Origin of the sequence: Amycolatopsis alkalitolerans (assembly GCF_006152065.1) — a bacterium.
Classification (GTDB): domain Bacteria; phylum Actinomycetota; class Actinomycetes; order Mycobacteriales; family Pseudonocardiaceae; genus Amycolatopsis_E; species Amycolatopsis_E alkalitolerans.
This window is the reverse complement of record NZ_VDFW01000027.1, coordinates 72464-93544: the sequence shown is the minus strand read 5'-3', so window position 1 is coordinate 93544 and position 21081 is coordinate 72464. Positions and strand designations below refer to the sequence as shown.

21 protein-coding genes are annotated in these 21081 nt (G+C 70.6%); 8 read left to right on the top strand and 13 right to left on the bottom strand.

Going from position 1 to position 21081, the window contains the following annotated elements; translation table 11 throughout:
• From FG385_RS25755 to FG385_RS25730, 6 genes are all read right to left on the bottom strand, one after another.
• Nucleotides 1-724: DUF222 domain-containing protein (locus tag FG385_RS25755; RefSeq protein ID WP_139099373.1), on the bottom strand; the 724-nt coding region annotated here is incomplete at its 3' end.
• A gap of 55 nt (nt 725-779) precedes the next feature.
• Nucleotides 780-1520, bottom strand: coding sequence for an alpha/beta hydrolase family protein (locus tag FG385_RS25750; RefSeq protein WP_139099372.1), 741 nt, complete (start codon nt 1518-1520; stop codon nt 780-782).
• Between the two features lie 55 nt (nt 1521-1575).
• Complete coding sequence (locus tag FG385_RS25745; protein WP_139099371.1) at nt 1576-2718, bottom strand: FAD-dependent oxidoreductase; 1143 nt, start codon at nt 2716-2718, stop codon at nt 1576-1578.
• Between the two features lie 3 nt (nt 2719-2721).
• Entirely contained in the window at nt 2722-3387 is a 666-nt protein-coding gene (locus FG385_RS25740) for a maleylpyruvate isomerase family mycothiol-dependent enzyme (protein ID WP_139099370.1), read from the bottom strand.
• Nucleotides 3384-4199: a fumarylacetoacetate hydrolase family protein gene (locus FG385_RS25735; protein WP_139099369.1), complete on the bottom strand. Its 816-nt coding sequence runs from the start codon at nt 4197-4199 to the stop codon at nt 3384-3386. The genes FG385_RS25740 and FG385_RS25735 overlap by 4 nt, the downstream gene beginning before the upstream one ends.
• On the bottom strand, nt 4196-5245 hold the full coding sequence (locus FG385_RS25730) for a cupin domain-containing protein (RefSeq protein ID WP_139099368.1): 1050 nt from the start codon (nt 5243-5245) through the stop codon (nt 4196-4198). Before FG385_RS25730 ends, FG385_RS25735 begins: the two co-directional genes overlap by 4 nt.
• 48 nt (nt 5246-5293) lie before the next feature.
• Between FG385_RS25730 and FG385_RS25725 the strand changes: the two genes are divergently transcribed.
• The 5 genes from FG385_RS25725 to FG385_RS25705 all read left to right on the top strand — a co-directional run bounded on the left by FG385_RS25725 (nt 5294) and on the right by FG385_RS25705 (nt 9028).
• Nucleotides 5294-6037 carry an IclR family transcriptional regulator gene (locus tag FG385_RS25725; RefSeq protein ID WP_139099367.1) on the top strand — a complete coding sequence of 248 codons (744 nt, stop codon included), beginning with the start codon at nt 5294-5296 and terminating at the stop codon, nt 6035-6037.
• Nucleotides 6038-6059: 22 nt separating this feature from the next.
• Nucleotides 6060-6620: a TetR/AcrR family transcriptional regulator gene (locus tag FG385_RS25720; protein WP_139099366.1), complete on the top strand. Its 561-nt coding sequence runs from the start codon at nt 6060-6062 to the stop codon at nt 6618-6620.
• Between the two features lie 69 nt (nt 6621-6689).
• On the top strand, nt 6690-7544 hold the full coding sequence (gene ku / locus FG385_RS25715) for a non-homologous end joining protein Ku (protein ID WP_139099365.1): 855 nt from the start codon (nt 6690-6692) through the stop codon (nt 7542-7544).
• 53 nt (nt 7545-7597) lie between these two features.
• The gene (locus tag FG385_RS25710) at nt 7598-7801 is read left to right on the top strand and encodes a hypothetical protein (protein WP_139099364.1); all 204 of its coding nucleotides are present in this window, start codon (nt 7598-7600) and stop codon (nt 7799-7801) included.
• Between the two features lie 57 nt (nt 7802-7858).
• A complete protein-coding gene (locus tag FG385_RS25705) occupies nt 7859-9028 on the top strand; it encodes an FAD-dependent monooxygenase (protein ID WP_139099363.1) in 1170 nt (389 codons plus the stop codon).
• Here the strand turns inward: FG385_RS25705 and FG385_RS25700 are convergent.
• Genes FG385_RS25700 through FG385_RS25690 form a run of 3 tightly spaced genes read right to left on the bottom strand, consistent with a single transcriptional unit; the run spans nt 9001 to nt 14213 of the window.
• Nucleotides 9001-12024 (bottom strand): BTAD domain-containing putative transcriptional regulator, encoded by a 3024-nt coding sequence (locus tag FG385_RS25700; protein WP_139099362.1) that lies wholly within the window; start codon nt 12022-12024, stop codon nt 9001-9003. The two genes, FG385_RS25705 and FG385_RS25700, sit on opposite strands and share 28 nt — an antisense overlap.
• 9 nt (nt 12025-12033) lie before the next feature.
• Nucleotides 12034-12927 carry a 2-hydroxyacid dehydrogenase gene (locus FG385_RS25695; RefSeq protein ID WP_139099361.1) on the bottom strand — a complete coding sequence of 298 codons (894 nt, stop codon included), beginning with the start codon at nt 12925-12927 and terminating at the stop codon, nt 12034-12036.
• Nucleotides 12924-14213, bottom strand: coding sequence for an MFS transporter (locus tag FG385_RS25690; RefSeq protein WP_139099360.1), 1290 nt, complete (start codon nt 14211-14213; stop codon nt 12924-12926). The genes FG385_RS25695 and FG385_RS25690 overlap by 4 nt, the downstream gene beginning before the upstream one ends.
• 107 nt (nt 14214-14320) lie before the next feature.
• Between FG385_RS25690 and FG385_RS25685 the strand changes: the two genes are divergently transcribed.
• Nucleotides 14321-15061, top strand: coding sequence for an IclR family transcriptional regulator (locus FG385_RS25685; protein WP_139099359.1), 741 nt, complete (start codon nt 14321-14323; stop codon nt 15059-15061).
• A gap of 83 nt (nt 15062-15144) precedes the next feature.
• Nucleotides 15145-16896: a proline--tRNA ligase gene (locus tag FG385_RS25680; RefSeq protein ID WP_139099358.1), complete on the top strand. Its 1752-nt coding sequence runs from the start codon at nt 15145-15147 to the stop codon at nt 16894-16896.
• Nucleotides 16897-16962: 66 nt separating this feature from the next.
• On the opposite strand, the gene FG385_RS25675 is transcribed toward FG385_RS25680, so the two are convergent.
• Nucleotides 16963-17679, bottom strand: a complete 717-nt coding sequence (locus tag FG385_RS25675; RefSeq protein WP_139099357.1) for an HAD family hydrolase — start codon at nt 17677-17679, stop codon at nt 16963-16965.
• 70 nt (nt 17680-17749) lie between these two features.
• Between FG385_RS25675 and FG385_RS25670 the strand changes: the two genes are divergently transcribed.
• Nucleotides 17750-18715: an ABC transporter permease gene (locus FG385_RS25670; RefSeq protein WP_139099356.1), complete on the top strand. Its 966-nt coding sequence runs from the start codon at nt 17750-17752 to the stop codon at nt 18713-18715.
• Here the strand turns inward: FG385_RS25670 and FG385_RS25665 are convergent.
• The 3 genes from FG385_RS25665 to FG385_RS25655 are packed head-to-tail and all read right to left on the bottom strand — an operon-like array spanning nt 18705 to nt 20997.
• On the bottom strand, nt 18705-19115 hold the full coding sequence (locus FG385_RS25665) for a YjbQ family protein (protein WP_139099355.1): 411 nt from the start codon (nt 19113-19115) through the stop codon (nt 18705-18707). The two genes, FG385_RS25670 and FG385_RS25665, sit on opposite strands and share 11 nt — an antisense overlap.
• Nucleotides 19115-19759 (bottom strand): response regulator transcription factor, encoded by a 645-nt coding sequence (locus tag FG385_RS25660; RefSeq protein ID WP_139099354.1) that lies wholly within the window; start codon nt 19757-19759, stop codon nt 19115-19117. The genes FG385_RS25665 and FG385_RS25660 overlap by 1 nt, the downstream gene beginning before the upstream one ends.
• Complete coding sequence (locus FG385_RS25655; protein WP_139099353.1) at nt 19759-20997, bottom strand: sensor histidine kinase; 1239 nt, start codon at nt 20995-20997, stop codon at nt 19759-19761. The genes FG385_RS25660 and FG385_RS25655 overlap by 1 nt, the downstream gene beginning before the upstream one ends.
• Nucleotides 20998-21081 lie beyond the last annotated feature (84 nt).

The window sequence follows — 21081 nt, the reverse complement described above, 5'->3', positions numbered from 1 at the left end:
CTTCGCTGGGGCCATCCGGGCTCCCGGCGGCCAGGTGCAGGATCTCGACGAACGCGTCCCCACGTCGTTCGCTGGCGCCGCGGGGGTCGGGGCCGTCCGGCGTCGGGGCGGGTTCGGTCAGCGGGGACAGCAGGTTGGTCAGCAGTGCACCCGCTTCGGTGTCCAGATCGAACGAGCCTGAGACACCGCGAGAGGTTTCGCGGACGTCGAGCTGGTTTCGGGGACGTTCCAGGTCTTTGTCCCGGGGCTCGTCCCCGTCTGGATCGAGGCGGTGGAGGATCTCCGAACCGAGCCGTTTCACCATATAAGGCTCGCTGGAGATGGCGGCCTCGCAGAGGATCTTCTCCGCCGTCACCCGGTCCTCAACCGAGGCCGATACCGGGAGTTTCTCAACGACTTTCCGGATGACCTCGACGTGTTCGGGGCCGATCACCCCGTCAGCCAGGGCACCGGCGACCACCGGCAAGGGGGGTGCGAGGCGCGCGCCTGAGGGAGACATCGATGCGGTCAACGCCCGCGCGTGGGCGACCATCCGGCGCGCGTCGAGCGGGCCGAGGTTGAACATATCCCGCAACAATGCACCCACACCGATATCGCCCCCGCGCGCATCGATTTCCGCGATCAGGCGCAGCTCGTCAACGTAAGCCCGGCGGCGTTCGATTCCCTTCTCTCGCAGAGCATCCAGCAGCTCCGTGTCACTGAGGGAGGGGAGGCTGGCGGCCATGAAAACAGCCTAACAGAATATCGAACACACGTATTAACACTTTCGAGTTGCCCATCTACTGTTGGATATTCACCTCCGGAAACTCCGCCGCCAGGTCGGTCTCCGGGCGCCCACGCAGATGCATGTCGAAGAAGCCGCGTACGCACCCGCGGGTGATCTCCGTTGCGCGGCTCGCCGGCAGTTCCGCCTTACCCAGCCCGAACTGTTCGGCCAGCAGCCCGACGTCGGTGAACGACGGGTGCACGGCACCGGCCACCACGAGCCAGCGTTTCCAGCCGGTCAGGAGCGGCCAGTCACGCTGCCAGCTGACGCTCGGGCCCGGCCGTCCGAGGAACAGGAACGGTCTGGACAAACCGTCACGCGGTATGGGGGCATGCGTGGTGCCGTCGATATCGATGCCCGCGAGGACGCGTGAGTCGGTCAGCAGTGCCGGGATCGCGCTCGCGCCACCGATGGAGTGGCCGGCCATCCCGATCCGGGACGTGTCGATCATCGTCCACTTCGGACCGCTCAGCTCATCGAGGACGAAAGACGCGTCTGCGGCCCGGCCTTGCACGACCTTCTCCCAGAACGCCTCGTCCCGCGCGGGCGTCTCCCTGGCGAGGCAGGTCGTAACCCGCCCGTCGGGGAACGTCGTCGCGACGTTCTCGTACGTGTGGTCGACGGCAGCCACCACATAGCCGTGGGACGCCAGATCCTCAGCCAGTGCGGTGAGCGTGCTGCGAGGCTTGGTGAACCCGGGCGACAGTACGACGAGGGGCAGGCCGTCGGCGGTCGGCGCGGGCAAGCTCGCCATATCGCCGATCGTGGCCGACCGCGGGCGCCGGCACCATCCGGGACGACCCTGATCTTCACGCGTACAGCCAGTCCGTATGGCGGTACACCTCGGCCAGTGACGTCATGAGTTCGTTGCGCAGCAACCGTCCCACACCGTCGACATGCCAGATGTCGCCCCAGGTCCTGGCCGTGCGCTGGACCCGCGCGGTGCGTGAGGCGCGACTCGAGTTGAACGCGGCGAGCGCGGTTCCCCAGTCTTCGCCCTTGACAGCCTCGGCGGCGAGGGTGTGCGCGTCCTCGATCGCCTGGCAGGCCCCTTGCGCGAGATACTGCAACATCGGGTGCGCGGCGTCGCCGGTCAGCACGAGCCGTCCGGAAACCCAGTTCTCCACGGGGATCCGGTCGTACATCGGCCAGCGGCGATCCCGCCACAGCGACGAAAGCGACCGCCGGACGTGTTCGCCACACCCGGCGAACGCCTCCTCGAGTTCGTCGGGACCGCCCCAGTCGGTCTCACCTCGTTCGTAGGCCGGGCTCGCGAACACCGCCACCCGGTTGACCAGCTCGCCACGCCGCAGTCCATATTGGACCAGATGGCAGCGTGGCCCGATCCAGGCGACCACATCGTCGAGGGGCATTGCCGTCGAGGCCTCCTCGGCCGGCACGGCACCACGGTAGGCGACGTAACCCGAGCAGATCGGTTCGTCGTCGGCCACGGCACGGCGCAGCTTCGAGGTCAGCCCGTCCGCGGCGACGGCGATCTGGCTTTCGAACACGGAGCCGTCGGCGCAGTAGGTGAATGCGGTGTCCTCGGTGCTGTCCACCCGCTCGACCGTGCGGCCGGTCTCCAGCGTGACACCGGCACGGCGGCACGCCTCGACAAGGATCCGGTGCAGATCGCTGCGGTGGACGACGACATAGGGGGCGTGGTAACGCTTTTTGAACTCACCGGTCAGCTCCGCGTGGACTAGTTCGTCACCGCTGACGGCGTCCGCGAGGACAAGGCGGCGGGGGAGCACGCCGGCCTGCGCGATCTCGTCGAGCAGGCCCCATTCGCGCAGGATCCGCGTCGCGTTCGGCGCGAGTTGCAGACCGGCGCCGACCTCGCCGAACTCCGCCGACCGCTCCAGCAGCCGGACCGAGTATCCGGCGGTCGCGAGCGCGTAGGCGGCCGAAAGGCCCCCGATCCCGCCGCCGGCCACAAGCACGTCAGTCATGGTTCACAACCACCGTCCCAGTTCGGGCCCGTCGAGGCCACCGCGACCGCAGATCCACCGGCACAACTCGGCCGCCGTACCGCGCACCACGGCCGGCTCCGCACCAGCGATCTCCCAGCCCGCCGAGCGATCCGAGGCCGTGAGTACCAGCGCGGGCCCCTGGTCACGGGATTGGCGAAGGCCGACGACATCCGCGATCAGCGCATCGACCAGTTCGCGTGGAAAGTCTTCGAATCCGACCCCGGTGCCGAGATCGACCGCGTGAATCCACACTTCGCGCGTGCGCATCCACGGGATCTCGCTCGCCGGGACCGCCCTTCCTTGTGCGGTCCGGACTTCGGCGTTCCAGTCGGTCAGCGCGGCGAGTTCCGCCCTCAGCCGTGAATCGGTTTCCCTTACCAGGGAACGTAATTCCGAGACGGGCAGCTTCGCGCCCTGCTCGATTTCGGCATCGCGTGCGTCCGTGCTCGCGTACATCGGCGTTTCCTCACCTGTGCGCGCCCAGCGCACGAGCCGTGAAAGCGCTTTCGCGTTGTAGGCCGTATGCGCGACGAGATGGGCTGTCGTCCAGCCGGGCAGCAGACAGGGCTTCGCGAAGGCGCTGTCCGGCACCAGGTCGAGTTGGTCGAGGAAAAGCCGGGAACCTTCGTCGAGCCAAGCCCGCGTCATCGCCGTGCCCTGTTCACGAGTTCACCGATACCGGTGATGCGGGTGGTCACCACGCTGCCGTCGGTCAGGTACCGCGGCGGTTTCCGGGCGTGCCCGACGCCGCCCGGCGTGCCGGTCGCGATCACGTCGCCGGGCCGCAACGTGATGATCCGCGAGAGGTAGGAGACCAGGTGCGGCGGGTCGAACACCAGATCCGAGGTGCCGGCCTTCTGCACCGGTTCGCCGTCGACCTCGCAGGTCAGCTCCAGATCCTCCGGCAGCTCGTCCGGGGTGACGAGCACCGGGCCGAACGGCGTGGTGGCCTCGAACGTCTTGCCCTGCAACCATTCCGTGGTGCGGTACTGGTAGTCGCGCGCGGTCACGTCGTTGAGCGCCGAGTATCCGGCGATCGCGGTCGCGGCCCGCGCACGGTCGGCGTCGCGGACCGGTTCGCCGATGATCACCGCCAGTTCCGCCTCCCAGTCGATCGCCTCGGACACCGCGGGCAGCCGGATATCGTCGCGAGCGCCGATCAGGGCGTCGGCGAACTTCGCGAACAGCGTCGGGTACTCCGGCAGCTCGCGGCCCATCTCCAGGATATGGTTGCGGTAGTTCAGCCCGACACAGAAGATCTTGCCCGGTTCGGGCACCACCGGAGCATAGTCTACTGTGGACAGATTGTGGACCGCGCCCGAGGCGTTTTCCGCACGAGCACGCCAATCGGGATCGCTGAGCAGTTCCCGCACGTCCCGCGCCCCCGTCTCCACGGCGGCCTCGGTGTCCACGCGGACCGCCGCATGGCCGCCGCCGACGCGGATCGTGGCCAGCTTCATCGGGCGGTCTCCTCACGGTAGGAGTGCAGGCGTTCGAAGATGGGGGTGTCGGCGAAGCGGAACAGGTCGAGCGCGGTCCCCGCTCGCACGGTCACCGGGACCCACGAGGGCACGACGAACAGGTCCCCACGGCCGACGCTGATCTCCTTGTCGCCCAACGTGACCTCGCCGTCGCCGTCGAAGACCTGCCAGACCGCGGAGCCGACTTCACGTTTGGCCGCGGTGGAAGCGCCCGCGCGCAGCCGGTGGAACTCGGCGCGGATCGTCGGCATGACGTCACCACCGGTGGTCGGGTTGGTGAACCGGACCGCGGCGTGCCCCGGGCCCGTGACACCGGGGTGCCCCTCGTCCTCGAGCGCGAGTTGCTCGGTCAGCGCCCGGTCCGTGTGCTCCCAGCGGTAGGCGGCTATCGGTGAGCTCGGCCGGTCGTCCAAACCGGACAGCGGGCGGAGGCCGGGGTACGCCCACAGCCGCTCGGATCGGGACACGTCCGGGGTGGTCGAGTCGGTGACCTGGTCGGGGCCGAACTCGAAGAACCCGGTGCCGGTGTAGTGCGCGAGCGGGATGTCGAGGCCGTCGAGCCAGGCCATCGGCTGGTCGGTTTCGTTGTGGTGACCGTGGAAGTGCCAGCCGGGGGTGAGCAGGAAGTCGCCGCGCCGCATGGCCACCGGGTCGCCGTCGACGACGGTCCACACCCCTTCGCCCTCGACGACGAAGCGGAAGGCGTTCTGGCTGTGCCGGTGCTCCGGCGCGACCTCGCGCGGGCCGAGGTACTGGATGGCGCTCCACAGCGTCGGCGTGGTGTACGGGCGGCCGTCGAGCCCCGGGTTGGCCAGCGCGATCGCGCGGCGCTCGCCGCCGCGCCCGACCGGGACCAGCTCACCGGCCCGTTCCGCGAGCGGGAGCAGGGTGTCCCACTTCCACACGTGGGGAAGGGCCCTGGAGGTGGGGGAGAGCGGCATCAGTTCGCCGGTCTGCGTCCACAGTGGAATCATGTGCTCGGCGTCGAAGTCCTTGTAGAGCCGCGCCAGCGCGTCCTCGTCCATGCCCACGAATCTAGAAACGGTTCTTCGGACTGGGAATATAATTCTGCTATGAGGAACAAACCGCAGTACGCGCTCGACTCGGTGGACAACGCGCTGCGGCTGATCCAGTTGCTCCGCGATCAGGGCAGGCTGCGGGTCACCGAGGCGGCGGAGGAACTGGGCATCGGCCGCTCGACCGCGCACCGCCTGCTCGCGATGCTCGTCTACCGCGGCTTCGCCGAGCAGGACGAAACCCGCGGCTACCTACCCGGCCCGTCGCTCACCATGACCGCCCCGCTCGCCCGTGACCTGCAACAACTGCGCGCGGCGGCGCTTCCCGCGATGGAGCGGCTGTGCGAACGCGTCGAGGAAACGATCAATCTGGTCGTCCGGGCGGGCACGCAGACCCGCTTCGTCGCGACCGTCGAATCGCGCCAGATCCTGCATGTCGGCGACCGGCGCGGCGCGATCCTGCCCGCGGCCAGGACGTCCGGCGGCAAGGCCCTGCTCGCTCGCCTCACCCCGGTCGAGGTCGAGACGCTGTACGGTATCGGCTCGCCCGAGCCCGCGCTGCCCGACGCCGAGTGGAAGGAGCTGGTGAGCGAGTTGAAGCTGGCGCGCCGCCGCGGCTACGCGGTGAATCCCGAGGGCACGGAAGCGGGGCTGTGCGCCGTCGGGATGGTGATCGGTGATTCGGCCGCGGCGCTGTCGATCGCGATGCCGAGCGTTCGGTACTCGAAACAGCGTGTCACGGCGATGGTGCGTGAACTGAGGGCCGCCGCCGAAGCGGTAGAGCTACAGTCGAGAACGTAGATTCTCGGGGCAGAAGGTGACGATGGATCGCGAAACCGCGCAGGCGAAGCTGCTCGACGCGGCCGAGGAGCTGTTCTACGCCCGCGGTATCCAGACCGTCGGCATGGACGACATCCGTGGCGCCTCGGGCGTCTCCCTGAAGCGGCTCTACCAGGTGTTTCCCGCGAAGGAACAGCTGGTCGAGGCGTATCTCGAGCGGCGAGACACGCGCTGGCGGGCCCGGCTGGCCGAGCATGTCGAAACCCACGACGACCCCGAGCGCCGCATCCTCGCCGTGTTCGACTGGCTCGAGCGGTGGTTCGGCGAGCCCGGGTTCCGCGGCTGCGCGTGGATCAACTCCTACGGCGAGCTGGGCGCGGTCTCCGAGAGCGTGCGGCGGCAGGCGCGCCGGCACAAAACGGCGTTTCGTGACTATCTGGGCGGGCTGGCCGAAGCCGCCGGCCTGCCCGGCGAACTGGCGGACGAACTGCTGCTTCTGGCTGAAGGTGCCATGGTCACGGCGGGGATCTTCGGCCGAACGGACCCCGCCGGCCACGGCCGGACGGCCGCAGCCGCGCTGGTCGCGGCCGCCAAACACAACTAGTGACATCCCGGTTCCCCGCGTACGGTGTGACCAGGGGTTATGTCCGCAACCAGCGGGAGGGCGCCGGCAATGCGATCGATGTGGAAGGGATCCGTTTCGTTCGGGTTGGTCACGATTCCGATCCACCTGTACGCGGCGACGGAGAACAAGAACGTCTCACTGCGCCAGGTGCATGAGAGCGACGGCGGCCGCATCCAGTACAAGCGGTTCTGCTCGATCGAGGGCGTCGAGGTGCCGTACGCGGAGATCGCGAAGGGCTACGAACTCGACGACGGCGAGATGGTGGTGATCACCGACGCCGATCTCGAGGGCCTGCCGTTGTCCAGTTCCAACGTCATCGACGTGCTGGAGTTCGTGCCGCTGGAGGCGATCGATCCGCTGAACTACGACCGGCACTACTACCTCGAACCGCAGAAGCCGGCGGTCAAGCCGTACGTGCTCCTGCGCGACGCGCTGCAGAAGTCCCAGCAGGTCGCGATCGCCAAGGTCGCGCTGCGCCAGCGGGAGACGCTCGCCCTGCTGCGGGTGCACGCGGACGTCCTGGTGATGACGACGATGCTGTGGCCCGACGAGGTCCGCACCCCGGACTTCCCGTTCCTGCGCGAGGACCAGCCCCAGATCCGGGCGCAGGAGCTGACGATGGCCGGCTCGCTCATCGATTCGCTCACCGAGCCCGTCTTCGACCCCGGCAAGTACACCGATCAGTACCGGGAGGCGCTCGAAGCGCTCATCGAGGCCAAGGTCGAGGGCAAGGAGACCACGAAGACGCCGAAGAAGGCCGCGAAATCCGACGTGGTGGACCTGATGGCGGCCCTGGAGGCGAGCGTCTCGGAGGCGAAGAAGGCCCGCAAGCCCGCGGCGCGCAAGGCCCCCGCGAAGAAGACCACGAGCACGCGGAGCAGGCGTTCGCCGAAAAGTGCGTGACACGCCGGGCGGGCCTCCCCGAGTCGATCACCACCCGGTGCTACCAAACGGTCATGGAGTGCCCTAGCTGCGTCAGCGAACTCGACCACTGCCACGGCACGCTGGTCCGGCACGAGGACGAACTCGTCGAGTGCACCGAACCGGGCTGCCGTGACCTCGACCTCGTGCGGCACACGCTGAGCGTGAGCTGCGCCGAGATCGACGGCGGCTGCCACTGCACGGTCACGTTCGTCGAGCAGTACGCGCAGGCCTCCTGACCGGGCCGTCAGCGGACGGTCAGCGCATGGTCAGCGGGCCGCCCGACGCTGGCGACCATGCGGAATCACAAGAGCGTTCTGATCAGTGGGGCGAGTGTCGCCGGTCCGGCGCTGGCGTTCTGGCTGGCCCGGGCGGGCTGGTCGGTCACGGTGGTGGAGAAGGCACCCGCGCTGCGCCGTGGCGGGCAGGCGGTGGACTTCAAAGGTGCGACGCATCGCACCGTGCTGGAGCGGATGGGCCTGCTGGCCGACGTCCAGGCCCGGCAGACCGACGGTCACGACCAGACCGTCATCGACGCGCGCGGGCGGTCGCTGGCCGTGATCCCGGGTGCGTTCACCGGCGGGGATGTCGAGATCCGCCGCGGTGAGCTGGCCGGGTTGCTGTACGAGCGGACCGCGTCGAGTTGTGAGTACCTGTTCGGGGACACCATCTCCGGGCTCGCCGAAGGTCCCGGCGGCGTGGACGTGGAGTTCGCGAGCGGCGCCGGCCGCCGGTTCGACCTGGTCGTGGGCGCCGACGGCATCCACTCGCAGGTGCGGCGGCTGGCGTTCGGGCCGGAGGAGCGGTTCGTGCGGTTTCTCGGGCACTACTACGCGCTGGCCGAGATCGGCGACCCCGGGCTCGGCGGGCAGGCGGTGATGTACAACGAACCGGGCCGGATGGTCGCGGTGGGCGGGCCGAAGGCACCCGCATTCTTCGTGTTCGCTTCCCCGGCGCTGAGCTACGACCGCGACGACCCAGCGGCCGGAAAGCAGGTGGTGCAACGGGTCTACCGCGGGTCCGGCTGGCGCGTGGCCGAGTTGCTCGACCGGCTAGAACAGGCCGAGGACTTCTATCTGGACTCGCTGAGCCAGGCGCGGCTCGACACCTACCACCGCGGCCGGGTCGTGCTGCTCGGTGACGCCGCCTACGGCAACACCCTCGGCGGGTTCGGCACCGGGCTGGCGGTGGTCGGGGCATACGTGCTGGCGGGTGAGCTCACGACGGCCGAGGGGGAGCATCGGGCCGCGTTCCGTGGCTACCAGGACCGGATGCGCCCGTACGCCGCGATCGCCCGGCAGGGCAGCGCCGGGCCGTTCCTGGCCCCGAAGTCGCGGTCGCGGATCCGGTTGCGCAACGCCGTGTTCCAGCGCCGCCTGCTGCTCCGGCTGATGATGCGGATGACCGACCGCTACGCCACCGACATCGACCTGCGCGGCTATCCCAGCCTGACCGCGAGGCCCTGAGCCACGAAGGAGGAACCACCGGTGCCGGCTGCCGTGCCGCGAGCGAACTCCCGATCCCCGGCGAGGCGGTCGCGGAGGCGGGTCAGGTCGGGATCGCCGGTCGTGGCGCGGCCGCGCAGGCTCTCGGCGAGGCCCAGCAGGTAGGCCGCCTCGCCGGTTTCGCCGCTCGCCGCGGCGAGCGTCGCCAGCCCCTCGGTCGCCTCGGCGAGGTCGAGGCCGGGCTGCTGCGCGAGCGCGATCCGCACCGCCTCCTGATGCCGCGACCGCGCTCCGGCGAAGTCGCCTTCGGCGGACGCGATCCGGCCCAGCGCGGTGAGTACGTGTGCGCGCACCCCCGAGCCCTGCCAGTCGGTGCCGCACTCGTCGAGCGCGCGCTCACACCACCGGCGGGCGGCGGCGAGATCGCCTTCCCGCCGGGCGAGCGTGCCGAGGCCGAGGTGCGCCGCGGCGAGGATCGTCGGTACCCCGGCCCGGCGGGCGAGGCCGGCCGCCCGCTGGTAGTCGGCTCGTGCTCGCGCGAGGTCCCCGCGGTGGCTCAGCCGGTCGCCGCGGCGGGTCCACAGTTCGGCCATGTCCTCGAAGGCTTCGAGTTGCTCCAGGAGGGCGAGCGCCTCGTCGGTCAGCGCGACCGCGCGCGCCGGGTCGCCGGTCAGGTCTGCGGCCGAAGCGAGACCGTCGAGGGCCTGCGCGATGCCCCAGCGATCGCCCACCTGCCGGAACGTGTTCAGCGCGGCGAGGAAATCGTGTGCCGCGCCGTCGATCCGGCCGTTGACCAGTCCGAGATAGGCCTCGGAGAACTGGGAAAGCGCCCGGACCCAGGGGTCCTCCGCGGTGGCGAGTCGCTCCCGCCCGGTGCCGGCCGGCTCCGGACCCGGCGGGCCGGCGAACAGGGCCCACGCGACCAGCACGTACGGCTGGCGCGGGGGCCAGGCCGGTGTTCGCATGATCGCTTCGAGCCCGGCCCGATGCCGGTCCACTTCGGACGGTCCGGCGGTGAGTACGGCGAGCACGTACTCCTCTTCGAGACCGGGTGGGGCGCCGTGGCCGAGTTTCGTGACCAGCTGAGCCGCCAGCGGCGACACTTCGCTCAGCACACCGCGCAGCCGCCAGTACGCGGTGAGCGCGCCGACGAGCCGCAGCGCCAGTTCGTCGTCCTCGGCCACGGCCCAGCGGAGAGCGGCGTGCAGGTTGGCATGCTCGGCCGCCAGGCTCGCCAGCCACGTCAGCTGCTCCGCGCGTCGCAGGTGGGGGTCGGCGGTGGCGGCCAGGTCGAGGAAGTACGTCGCGTGCGCGCGGGAGATCGCCGCCAGCTCACCGGATTCCGTGAGCTGTTCGAGGGCGTAGGCGCGGATGGTGTCGAGCATCCGGAACCGCTCGCCGTGCACGTCGATCAGGGATTTCTCGGCGAGCCCGGTAAGCAGATCGTCTGCTTCGGACAGCCCGCACACCTGTGCGGCGGAGTCCACCGTGATGCCGCCGGTGAACACGGCCAGCCGCCGCAGCAGGTTCCGCTCGTCCTGGCCGAGCAGGTCCCAGCTCCAGGCGACCACCGCGCGCAGGGTCTGGTGGCGTGGGGCGGCGGTGCGGCTGCCGCGCGAGAGCAACCGGAACCGGTCGTCGAGGCGGGTTTCCAGCTGGGCAAGGGGAATCGTACGGAGCCGGGCCGCGGCGAGCTCGATCGCCAGCGGCAGCCCGTCGAGCGCGGTGCAGATCCGGCGCACGGCGCTCTCGTCCAGCGCCACGCCGGGTGCCACCGCGGCGGCGCGGTCGGCGAACAGGCGCATCGCCGCCGTTTCCGGCAGCGGCGGCACCGGGCACAGCGCCTCACCGGTGATCCCGAGCGGTTCGCGGCTCGTGGCGAGGACGCGCAGACCGGGACAGCCGCCGAGCAGGCGGTGCACGAGAGCGGCCGCGGCGTCGATCACGTGCTCGCAGTTGTCGACCACCAGCACCAGCGCGCGATCCGCCAGCGCGGAGACCAGCCGTCGCACGGGATCGCTCCCTCCCGGTGCGCCGAAGAGGCGTTGCTCGCGCAGGCCCAGTGCGTCCAGCACGGCCTGCGGCACCTCGCTGCCGCCGGAGGCCGGTGCGAGATCGACAAAGCAGGCGCCGGGTGCGCTCGCCTCGATCGCCAGCCGGGTCTTGCCCGCGCCGCCGGGGCCGGTGAGGGTGACCAGCCGGGCTTCGGCGAGCAGTCCGGTGATGCGCTCCAGCTCGCTCTCGCGGCCGACGAAGCTGGTCAGCTGCGCGGGAACTCCGGTGGTGCGTAAGGGTTCCGCGCGCAGCGCGGCCAGGTGCGCGGCGGCGAGCCCGGGAGACGGGTCGGCGCCGAGTTCGTCCGCGAGGATCCGGCGGGTGTCCTCGAAGACGGCCAGCGCCTCGGCCTGGCGGCCGGAGGCGGTCAGCGCGCGCATGAGCAGACCGCGGGTCCGCTCGCGCAGCGGGTGTTCTTTCGCCAGGGCCTGTAGCTCGCCGATCAGCTCGTCGGCTTCGCCGAGGGTCAGCTCCGCCTCCGCTCGGTCCTCGAGGGCGGTAAGCCGGGCCTCGGTCAGCCGTGCGGCGTGCGGTTCGGCGAACGGGGCGTCGACGTCGGCCAGGGCCGCGCCCCGCCACAACGCGAGCGCGTCACGAAGCAGCCGCGCCGCCTCGGCGGGCTCGCCGTCATCGAGCTTCCGTCGCCCGTCGCGGGCCAGCCGGGCGAACCGGTGCACGTCGACGTCCTCGGGTTCCACCGCGAGCCGGTACCCCGCCGGGTGCAGTTCGATGGCCACGCCGAGCCCGCGACGCAGGCGGGAGACCTGGGCCTGCAACGCGTTCGCCGCCCCGCCAGGAGGTTCTTCGCCGTAGAGCTCGTCTATCAGCCTGTCCGTGCCGACGATGCGGCCCGTTTCGAGCAGCAGGAGCGCGAGCAGCGCCCGCGGGCGCGGACCGCCGACGGCGATCCCGGTCCCGTCGGCGGCTCGCGCCAGCACCGGACCGAGGACGCCGAAATACACGGCATCAACCTAGCCGACCAGGTTCTCCAGCGTCTCACCCTTGGCATAGTGGGCGAGTTGGCGTTCCACCAGCCGCTTCGCCCGGGGGTGGAAGGACGCCGAGCCGCCCGCGACGTGCGGGGTGATGATCGCGCCCTCGAGGGTCCACAAAGGATGTTCCGGGGGTAGTGGCTCCGGGTCCACCACGTCGATCGCGGCGCGCAGGCGGCCGCCTGCGACCTCGGCCGTGAGCGCGTCGGTATCGACGGCCGTGCCCCGGCCGACGTTCACCACCAGCGCCGCGTCGGGCAACGCGGCCAGTTCGGCGGGGCCGATGAGGCCCCGCGTCCGCGGGGCGTCGGGCAGCACCAGGACGACGATGTCCGCCGACGGCAGCAGCCCCGCCAGTTCGGCGATGCCGTGCACCCCCGCCCGCGCGGTGCTCGCGACCGGCACCACCTCCGCCTCACCCGCCACCAGGTACCGCTCGATCGCCTTGCCGATCGAGCCGTAGCCGACCAGCAGCACCCGGCAGTCGGCCAGCGACCGCGTGTGCTCGCGAGCCCACGAGCCGGCCCGCTGCTGCGCGAACCAGCGCGGCAGGTCCCGCTGTGCGGCCAGGATCAGCGCGAGCGTGTGCTCGGCGACGCTGAGGTCGTGCAGCCCGCGCCCGTTCGCGAGCAGCACGCCCTCGGGTACCAGCGGCAGCAGGTTGTCGTACCCCGCAGACAGGGTCTGGACCACGCGCAGCGAGGGCAGCCGCGCGATCAGCTTCGGCGGCTCGGAGCCCTGGTCGTAGGGCAGCACGTAGAACTCGACGCCGTCCAGATCCGGTGGTGGCGAGCCCGAACCGTCCCAGCAGGCCGTGTCGAGTTCGGCGGGAACGGAGATGTCGGACCAGGGCAGCAGTACTCGGGCCGTCATGCCTGCCTTTCGCTTCGCGTCTTCGGCACCAGCAGCAGGACCACCGCGGCGGCGGCCATCGTCCCGGCCAGCATCAGGAACGCCGCGGCCGTGGTGCCGGTCGCGTTCTTCAGCCAGCCCACCAGATAAGTGCCGAGGAAGCCACCCAGCGCGCCTGCGGAGTTGATCACTGCCACCGCCACGCCGGCCGTCCGCTGGGGCAGCAGTTCGGAGATCATCGCGAAGAACGGGCCGTACGGCGCGTACAGCGCGATCGCGGCGACGATCAGCAGCGCGAACGAGAGCCAGAACCGGTCCTTGCCCAGCAGATACGAGCCGTAGAACGCGACCGCGCCGCCGAGCAGCCACGGCCACACGTACGGGCGCCGGATCCCGGTGCGGTCCGAACCGCGCGAGTTGAGCAGCATCGCCACGACCGCGAACGCGTACGGGACGGCCGAGAGCAGGCCGGTCGCGCCGATCCCCGCCGACGAGCCCGCCTTCACGATCGAGGGCAACCAGAACACGAACCCGTACACGCCGATACTCCACAGCAGGTACTGCACGGAGAGCACCAGCACCGCCGGTGACTTGAGGGCTTCCAGCAGCGGGCGACGGGGCTTGCCGGCGCGTTCGAGTTCGGCCTGCTCGCTCGCGATCGCCTGCTCGATGGCGTTCCGCTCGTCCTGCGCCAGCCACGAGGTGTCGGCGGGCCGGTCCCGCACTTTCGCGCGGAAGTAGAACGCCCAGATGAGGGCCGGCACGCCCTCGACGACGAACATGCCGCGCCACGACGTCGCCTCGACCAGGTACCCGGATAAGGCCGACAGCCACAGCACGGTGACCGGGTTGCCGAGGATGAGGAAGGCGTTCGCGCGCCCGCGCTCGGCCTTGCTGAACCAGCGGGCGAGCAGCACGACCAGCGCGGGCAGCACGGCGGCCTCGACCGCGCCCAGCAGGAAACGCACCACGATCAGCGCCGCCACCGAACTGAGCAGGCCCTGCAGCGTCGCGAGGACGCCCCAGGCCAGCACCGACCAGAAGATCAGGCTCCGGACGCTGCGGCGGTCGGCGTAGAGCACCCCGGGGATCTGGAGCAGGAAGTAGCCCAGGAAGAACGACGCGGCGATCAGCCCCGACGTCGCACTGGTGATGTGCAGGTCCTTGCCCATGCCCCCGGCCGTGGCGATCGAGAAGTTCGACCGGTCCAGGTAGGCGAGGCTGTAGGTGACGAAGACGATCGGGATCAGGCGCAGCCAGCGCTGGCGACCGAGACTGGCCGCACCCGTCTGCTCGACGGTGTTCATCCGGGTTCTCCTGTCGCCGTTGACGTGTTTTCTATAATGTGGAAAACTGTTCCGCGATGCGGTGGAGTCGAGTGTGCTTCGCCGGGCTCGGTGCGTCAAGGGGTGTTATGGCGGACATGGTCGGCAAGGCGCTGCGCCTGCTGTCGGTGCTCGGGAGCTACCCCGAGGGTGTCGCCCTGTCCGAGCTGTCGCGCATCGCCGGCTATCCGGTGAGCACCACGCACCGCCTGCTCAGCTCCCTGCAGGGGGAAGGATTCGCGCGCAGTGACCCGGCGTCCAAGCGGTACTCGCTGGGGTTGCGGCTGTTCGAGCTGGGGCAGCACGTGTCGCAGGCACGCGGGTTCGCGGGCGTCGCGCTGCCGGTGATGCAGGCGCTGTCGGACGAGACGGGCGAGCCGACGCTGATGTCCGTACTCGACGGGCACAATCAGGTGTACGTGCACGCCGTGCAGGGGCGGCAGCGGCTGCAGATCCGCGGCGAGCCGGGGGAGCGCGGGCCGCTGCACTGCACGTCGATGGGCAAATGCCTGGTCGCGTTCGCGTCGCAGCGCGAGCAACTGGTGGCCTCCCTTGAGCTGACCCCGCTCGGGCCGCGCACGATCACCTCGCGCGCGGCGTTCGCCGCGGAGATCGACTCGGTGCGGCGTAAGGGTTTCGCGGTCGCCGACGAGGAGCACGAGGCGGGCATCCGGGCAGTGGGCGTGCCCATCTGCGGTCCGGACGGGGTCGCGATCGCCGCACTGTCCACCGCCGGGCCCGCGTACCGGCTCTCCGTCGCCGAACTCGAAGGCTTCGTCCCCGCCCTGCGCGCGGCCGCCCGTGAGCTGGCCGCGCTGCTGCCGCGATAACCGGATGCGGAACCCCGGTGGGGGTTGACTACGCTGGGCTGGTCGTTTATCAGCGCCCGCGCGCTAGCCCGAGGAGTACCCCAGTGATCACCAGGATGTCGTCGCTGTTCCTTCGCACCCTGCGTGAGGACCCGGCGGACGCCGAAGTGCCCAGCCACAAGCTGCTGGTGCGCGCCGGCTACGTCCGCCGCGTGGCCCCGGGCGGGTACTCCTGGCTGCCGCTGGGCCTGCGGGTCCTGCGCAACATCGAGCGCGTGGTGCGCGAAGAGATGGAGGCGATGGGCGCACAGGAGATCCAGTTCCCCGCGCTGCTGCCCCGCGAGCCGTACGAGAAGACCGGCCGCTGGACCGAGTACGGCGACGCCCTGTTCCGTCTGAAGGACCGCAAGGGTGCCGACTACCTGCTCGGCCCCACGCACGAGGAACTGTTCGCGCTCACCGTGAAGGGCGAGTACAGCTCCTACAAGGACTACCCGGTCATCCTGTACCAGATCCAGACCAAGTACCGCGACGAGGCGCGCCCCCGCGCCGGCATCCTGCGCGGCCGCGAATTCGTCATGAAGGACTCCTACTCCTTCGACCTCGACGACGACGGCCTGGCGCGCTCGTACGGGCTGCACCGCGACGCGTACATCAAGATCTTCGAACGGCTCGGCCTCGAGTACGTCATCGTCGCCGCCACCTCCGGCGCGATGGGCGGCTCGGCCTCCGAGGAGTTCCTCGCCATCGCGGAGACCGGCGAAGACACCTACGTCCGCAGCACCGAATCGGGCTTCGCGGCCAACGTCGAGGCCGTCGTGACGCCGGCGCCGCCCGCTCGTTCGCTCGACGGGTTGCCCGAAGCGCAGGTCCACCACACGCCGGGCACCCCGACCATCGCGACGCTGGTCGACTACCTCAACACGAAGACCGGCCTCGGCCGCACCTTCACCGCCGCGGACACGCTCAAGAACGTGATGGTGAAGATCCGTCAGCCCGGCGAGAAGGAGTGGGAGATCCTCGGCATCGGTGTCCCCGGTGACCGCGAGGTCGATCAGAAGCGGCTCGAAGCGTCGCTCGAGCCCGCCGAGGTCGCGCTGCTCGAGGAGGCCGACTTCACCGCGAACCCGTTCCTCGTCAAGGGCTACATCGGTCCGAAAGCCTTGCAGGACAACGGGGTCCGGTATCTCGTCGACCCCCGGATCGTCACCGGGACCGCGTGGGTGACGGGTGCGGACAAGGCCGATCACCACGTGGTGGATCTGGTCGCGGGCCGGGACTTCACCCCCGACGGCACGGTCGAAGCGGCCGAGGTCCGCGAGGGCGACGCCTCACCCGACGGCCACGGCACGCTCGTGGCGGCGCGCGGGATCGAGATCGGGCACATCTTCCAGCTGGGCCGCAAGTACACCGACGCGTTCGAGGTGGACGCGCTCGGCGCCGACTCGAAGCCGATCCGGATCACCATGGGCTCCTACGGCGTCGGTGTCTCGCGGCTGGTCGCCGTGGTCGCCGAGCAGTACCACGACGAGCTGGGCCTGGTGTGGCCACGTTCGGTGGCGCCCGCGGACCTGCACGTGGTCATCGCGGGCAAGGACGAGTCCGTGTTCGCGGGTGCGGAGAAGCTGGCCGCCGAACTCGACGCGGCCGGGGTCCGGGTGCTCCTGGACGACCGCAAGGCCACCCCGGGCGTGAAGTTCGCCGACGCCGAGCTGATCGGCGTGCCGACCATCCTCGTCGTCGGCCGCGGGCTGGCGAAGGGCGTGGTCGAGGTCAAGGACCGCGCGTCCGGCGAGCGCCAGGAGATCCCGGTCGACGACGCCGTGACGCACCTGGTGAAGCTCGTCCGCAGCTGAGAAACCGCTGAAAGTCCCCGGCGCGGCCACGGCGGCATTCGGCCTCGTCAAGGGCCGCGCGGTCTTCTAGCCGAGCACGGCGTCGACTACCGCGGCGGTGTCGGACAGGTCGGCGAACACGATGTGCGCGCCCGCCTCGCGCAGGGTGGACGCGTCGAAACGGCCTGTCGCGACGCCGACTGCCTTCGCGCCGTGGGCGAGGGCGGCGTCGACGTCGTGCGGCGTGTCGCCGATGACGACCACCGCGTCCGGGGCGAACGGGCTGTGCCGCGCCCCGGCGAGCGACACCGCGTGCGCGACCAGATCCGGCCGGTGTGCCGAGATCGAGCCGTAGCCGCCGACCTCGAAGTCCAGGTGCTCGTGCAGGCCGAACGCGGTCAGCTTGTGCCACGAGACCTCGCGCAGGTTACCGGTGACCAGCGACTGCACCGCCGTGCCGGCCAGCGTGGTCAGCGCGGCGGCGGCGCCCGGCAGCGCGACGCCACGTGACGCCAGCGTCGGGAGGGCCTGTTCGGACGCGGTCACGAGACCCGCCCACACCTTCTTCACGGTCTCCTCGTCCGGCTCGATGCCGTGCAGCTTCAGCAGTTCGGACGTGATCGCCAGTTCGGTGCGCCCGAAGAACGGTGGCATCCCGGTGAAGGTCACGCCGGTGACCTCCGGCAGCACCCGTGCGTACCACTCGCTGCCCGCGCCGCGCAGGTCGATCAGGGTCTGGTCGATGTCCCACAACACCAGTCGCTCGCTCACGAAGACGACCGTACCGGGTGGGTTTTTCAACATGTGTTGACTTCGGGCAGGACGGGGCCTACCTTGAGATCAAATTCAACGCTCGAAGAATAAGGAGAGAACCATGAAGCTGGCCTCGCTCGCGGCGCTGGCCGGTGCCGTGGTCGCGATCGCGCTGGGGCTGGTGACGGTCGGCGTCCAGGCCACCGCGAACCCGCGCGATCTGCCCGTCGCGGTCACCGCGCCACCGCAGCTGCGTCCCGCCGCCGAACACGTCGCGACCCAGGGCGGCGGCACGCTGTCCTGGCGGATCACCACTCCGGACGAGGCCCGGAAACTGCTCGACGACAAGAAGGTCTACGCGATCCTTGAACTCGGCCGGCCGAACAAGATCGTCGTGTCCGGTGCGATCAACCCCGCCGGCACCCAGATCGTGGAGCAGATCCTGACGCTGGCCGCGGCGCCGGCCGAGGTCGAGACCGTGCACCCGGCGAGTTCGGCCGGGCGGGTCGCGCCGCTCGCGGTGAGCATCCTGTGCTGGCTCGGTTCGCTCGCCGCCGGTGCCCTGCTGATCGTGACCGCGCGCCGCGCGGGCCGCCCCGTCACGCTGGGCGCGCGGCTGCTACGTGTGCTCGGGAGCGGGGTGCTGATGACCGCCGTGCTCGCCGGTTTCCTGAAACTGTGGGATTCGAGCCTGCCGGTGGGCTGGGACGTGCTGGGCTTCATGTTCCTCGTGGCGACCGCGTTCGCCGCGATCCAGGGCGCGCTGATGCGCCTGATGGGACTCGGCGCGATGGCCATCCTGGCCCCGCTGTACCTGCTCGCGCCCGCCGTCGCCGGGCTGGTGCCGGAACTGCTGAACCCGGCCTACAAGTACGCCCTGTGGTCGTGGACCCCGTTCCGCTTCTCCACCGAGGGCATGCGCAGCATCCTGCAGGGCACCCCGGGCGCACCCGACGTGGCACCCGCGCTGTGGGTGCTCGGCGCGCTGCTGGTCGCCGGGCTCATCGTGCTCGTCTGGCCGGGCCGGGCGCCCGAGCAGCCCAAGCCCACCGTGGTCAGGGCTCCGGTCGAGTCGCTCAGCCGGTGAGGTAGCTGAAGCGGACCGTGCGGACCGGATTGTCGACGTTCGTGTCGACGAGGCAGATCGACTGCCAGGTGCCGAGCGCGAGCGTGCCGCCGACCACGGGGACGCTCGCGTACGGCGGGAGGAAGGCCGGCAGCACGTGGTCCCGCCCGTGGCCACGGCTGCCGTGCTGGTGGCGCCAGCGGTTCTCACGCGGCAGCAGTTCGTCGATCGCGGCGAGCAGGTCTTCGTCGCTGCCCGCACCGGTCTCCAGCACCGCGAGGCCGGCGGTGGCGTGCGGCACCCACACGTGCAGCAGCCCGTCGCCCGCGCCCGCCCCGGCGAGGAAGGACTCGGCGCGCCTGGTCAGGTCGTGCACCACCGGCGTGCTGCCCGTGCGGACCTCGATCTCTTCGGAGTGCATCACGACTCAAGGTACCGCAGCACCGCGAGCACCCGCCGATTGTCCTGTTCGGACGGTGGCAGGCCGAGCTTGTCGAACAGCCGCGTCACGTACTTCTCCACCGAACCCCCCGACAGGTACAGTTTCGCGGCGATCGCGCCGTTCGACCGGCCCTCCGCCATCAGCGCGAGCACCTCGCGCTCCCGTTCGGTGAGCTGGTCGAGCGTCGCCGCCTTCCTGGTGGCACCGAACAACTGGCTCACCACCTCCGGGTCCAGCACGGTGTCCCCGGCCGCGACGCGGCGCAGCGCGTCGAGGAACTCCGGCACGTCGGCCACCCGGTCCTTGAGTAGGTACCCGACCCCGCCGGCGCGGTCCGCGAGCAGTTCGGCGGCGTAGGAGGTCTCGACATACTGGGAGAACAGCAGCACCGGCCGCGACGGGTCCTCGCGGCGAAGGTCGATCGCCGCGCGCAAGCCCTCGTCGGTGAACGAAGGCGGCATCCGGATATCCACAATGGACACGTCAGGGCGGTGCCCGGTGACCGCGCGCCGCAGCGCCTCGGCGTCCTTGACCTCGGCGAGCACCTCGTGCCCCCGCAACGTCAGCAGCTCCACCAGTCCCGCTCGCAGGATCGCCGAATCCTCGGCCACCACGATCCGCATCAGCCACCCCCAGGTGCATACGCGGTGATCACCGTCGGACCACCCGGCGGGCTGTCGACGTCCAGCCGCCCGTCCACGGTACCGAGACGTTCGGCGAGCCCGGCCAGGCCACCACCCGGCGTGATCCGCGCGCCACCGGCGCCGTCGTCGGACACGACCAGCCGGCCGGGGGTCACCTCGATCCGCACGGCCGGTGCGCCACTGTGCTTGACGGCGTTGGTCAGCAGTTCGGCGGCGCTGAAGTACAGCAGCGTCTCCATCGCGGGCGAAAGACGTTCCGGCAGGTCGACGCGGACCCGCACGTCGACGGCGCTGCGCGCGGCGAGCGTCGTGAGCGCGACCTCGAGCCCCGCGTCGAGGGCGGGCGGCCGGATACCGCGGGCGAGGTCACGCAGTTCGGCCAGTGCCTGCTTCGCGTCGCGGTGCGCGGCGTCCACCAGCTTTCCGGACAGTTCGATGTTGCCGGCCTTGAGTTCGTCCTGCACCAGACCGAGCTTCATGGCGAGCGCGACCAGTTGGGCCTGCGCGCCGTCGTGCAGATCGCGTTCGATCCGGCGCAACGACACGGTCGCGTCCTCGATCACGTTCGCGCGGCTCTGTTCGAGGTCGCGGACCCGTTCGATGAGCGTGGTGGGGCCGAGCAGGCTGAACGCGAGTACTCGGTCGATCGCCGTCAGGCCGTGCAGCACCCAGGGCAGGGCGAGCAGGAGGCCGGCGCCGAGCGCCGCGACCGGCAGGGTCTCGGGCCAGTAGGACAGCTGGATGTCGGTCAACGGCCGGAGGCGGCCGTCGCCGAACCAGTAGAGCGGATACAGCGCGGCGCCGGCTCCGTACAGCAGCACCGCGCCCGTGGCGCAGAGATTCAGCAGCGACATCGGTATCCGGACGAGCAGGTAGCCGAACGCGCGCCAGGCCACCCGGTCACCCACCCGCGCCCGGAGCCAGTGCCACAGCCCGGGCCGCATGTCGAGCGGCGGCGGATCGGCCACCCGCGCGTCCAGCAGCCTGCGGACGAGCCGCCGGTGCAGCCCGCCCAGCTTCCGCACCGCGATCAGGACGCCGCTCGCCAAGAGGACGCCGAGGAACAGCGGGGACAACCCGGCACCGAGCGCCAGCCCGACGAGCAGGACGACGGCGCACACCAGGGTCGGCGGGAAACCCAGCAGCGCCCAGACCAGCTCACCGCGGAACTCCCGGGTGAGGGGAGCCGCGAGAACGCGGGAGACGGTGCTGTTCACGCCCGTTAGCTTGCCCTGGCGGCGACCCGTACGCCCATCCGGTTTTCCCACCCATTGGCACGGCACCCCCCGCCGAGATCTACG

Coding starts and splice junctions, on each gene's coding strand:
- FG385_RS25750 (WP_139099372.1), bottom strand. CDS start 1,520: ATGGCGAGCTTGCCCGCGCCGACCGCCGACGGCCTGCCCCTCGTCGTA.
- FG385_RS25745 (WP_139099371.1), bottom strand. CDS start 2,718: ATGACTGACGTGCTTGTGGCCGGCGGCGGGATCGGGGGCCTTTCGGCC.
- FG385_RS25740 (WP_139099370.1), bottom strand. CDS start 3,387: ATGACGCGGGCTTGGCTCGACGAAGGTTCCCGGCTTTTCCTCGACCAA.
- FG385_RS25735 (WP_139099369.1), bottom strand. CDS start 4,199: ATGAAGCTGGCCACGATCCGCGTCGGCGGCGGCCATGCGGCGGTCCGC.
- FG385_RS25730 (WP_139099368.1), bottom strand. CDS start 5,245: ATGGACGAGGACGCGCTGGCGCGGCTCTACAAGGACTTCGACGCCGAG.
- FG385_RS25725 (WP_139099367.1), top strand. CDS start 5,294: ATGAGGAACAAACCGCAGTACGCGCTCGACTCGGTGGACAACGCGCTG.
- FG385_RS25720 (WP_139099366.1), top strand. CDS start 6,060: ATGGATCGCGAAACCGCGCAGGCGAAGCTGCTCGACGCGGCCGAGGAG.
- ku (WP_139099365.1), top strand. CDS start 6,690: ATGCGATCGATGTGGAAGGGATCCGTTTCGTTCGGGTTGGTCACGATT.
- FG385_RS25710 (WP_139099364.1), top strand. CDS start 7,598: ATGGAGTGCCCTAGCTGCGTCAGCGAACTCGACCACTGCCACGGCACG.
- FG385_RS25705 (WP_139099363.1), top strand. CDS start 7,859: ATGCGGAATCACAAGAGCGTTCTGATCAGTGGGGCGAGTGTCGCCGGT.
- FG385_RS25695 (WP_139099361.1), bottom strand. CDS start 12,927: ATGACGGCCCGAGTACTGCTGCCCTGGTCCGACATCTCCGTTCCCGCC.
- FG385_RS25690 (WP_139099360.1), bottom strand. CDS start 14,213: ATGAACACCGTCGAGCAGACGGGTGCGGCCAGTCTCGGTCGCCAGCGC.
- FG385_RS25685 (WP_139099359.1), top strand. CDS start 14,321: ATGGCGGACATGGTCGGCAAGGCGCTGCGCCTGCTGTCGGTGCTCGGG.
- FG385_RS25675 (WP_139099357.1), bottom strand. CDS start 17,679: ATGTTGAAAAACCCACCCGGTACGGTCGTCTTCGTGAGCGAGCGACTG.
- FG385_RS25670 (WP_139099356.1), top strand. CDS start 17,750: ATGAAGCTGGCCTCGCTCGCGGCGCTGGCCGGTGCCGTGGTCGCGATC.
- FG385_RS25665 (WP_139099355.1), bottom strand. CDS start 19,115: ATGCACTCCGAAGAGATCGAGGTCCGCACGGGCAGCACGCCGGTGGTG.
- FG385_RS25660 (WP_139099354.1), bottom strand. CDS start 19,759: ATGCGGATCGTGGTGGCCGAGGATTCGGCGATCCTGCGAGCGGGACTG.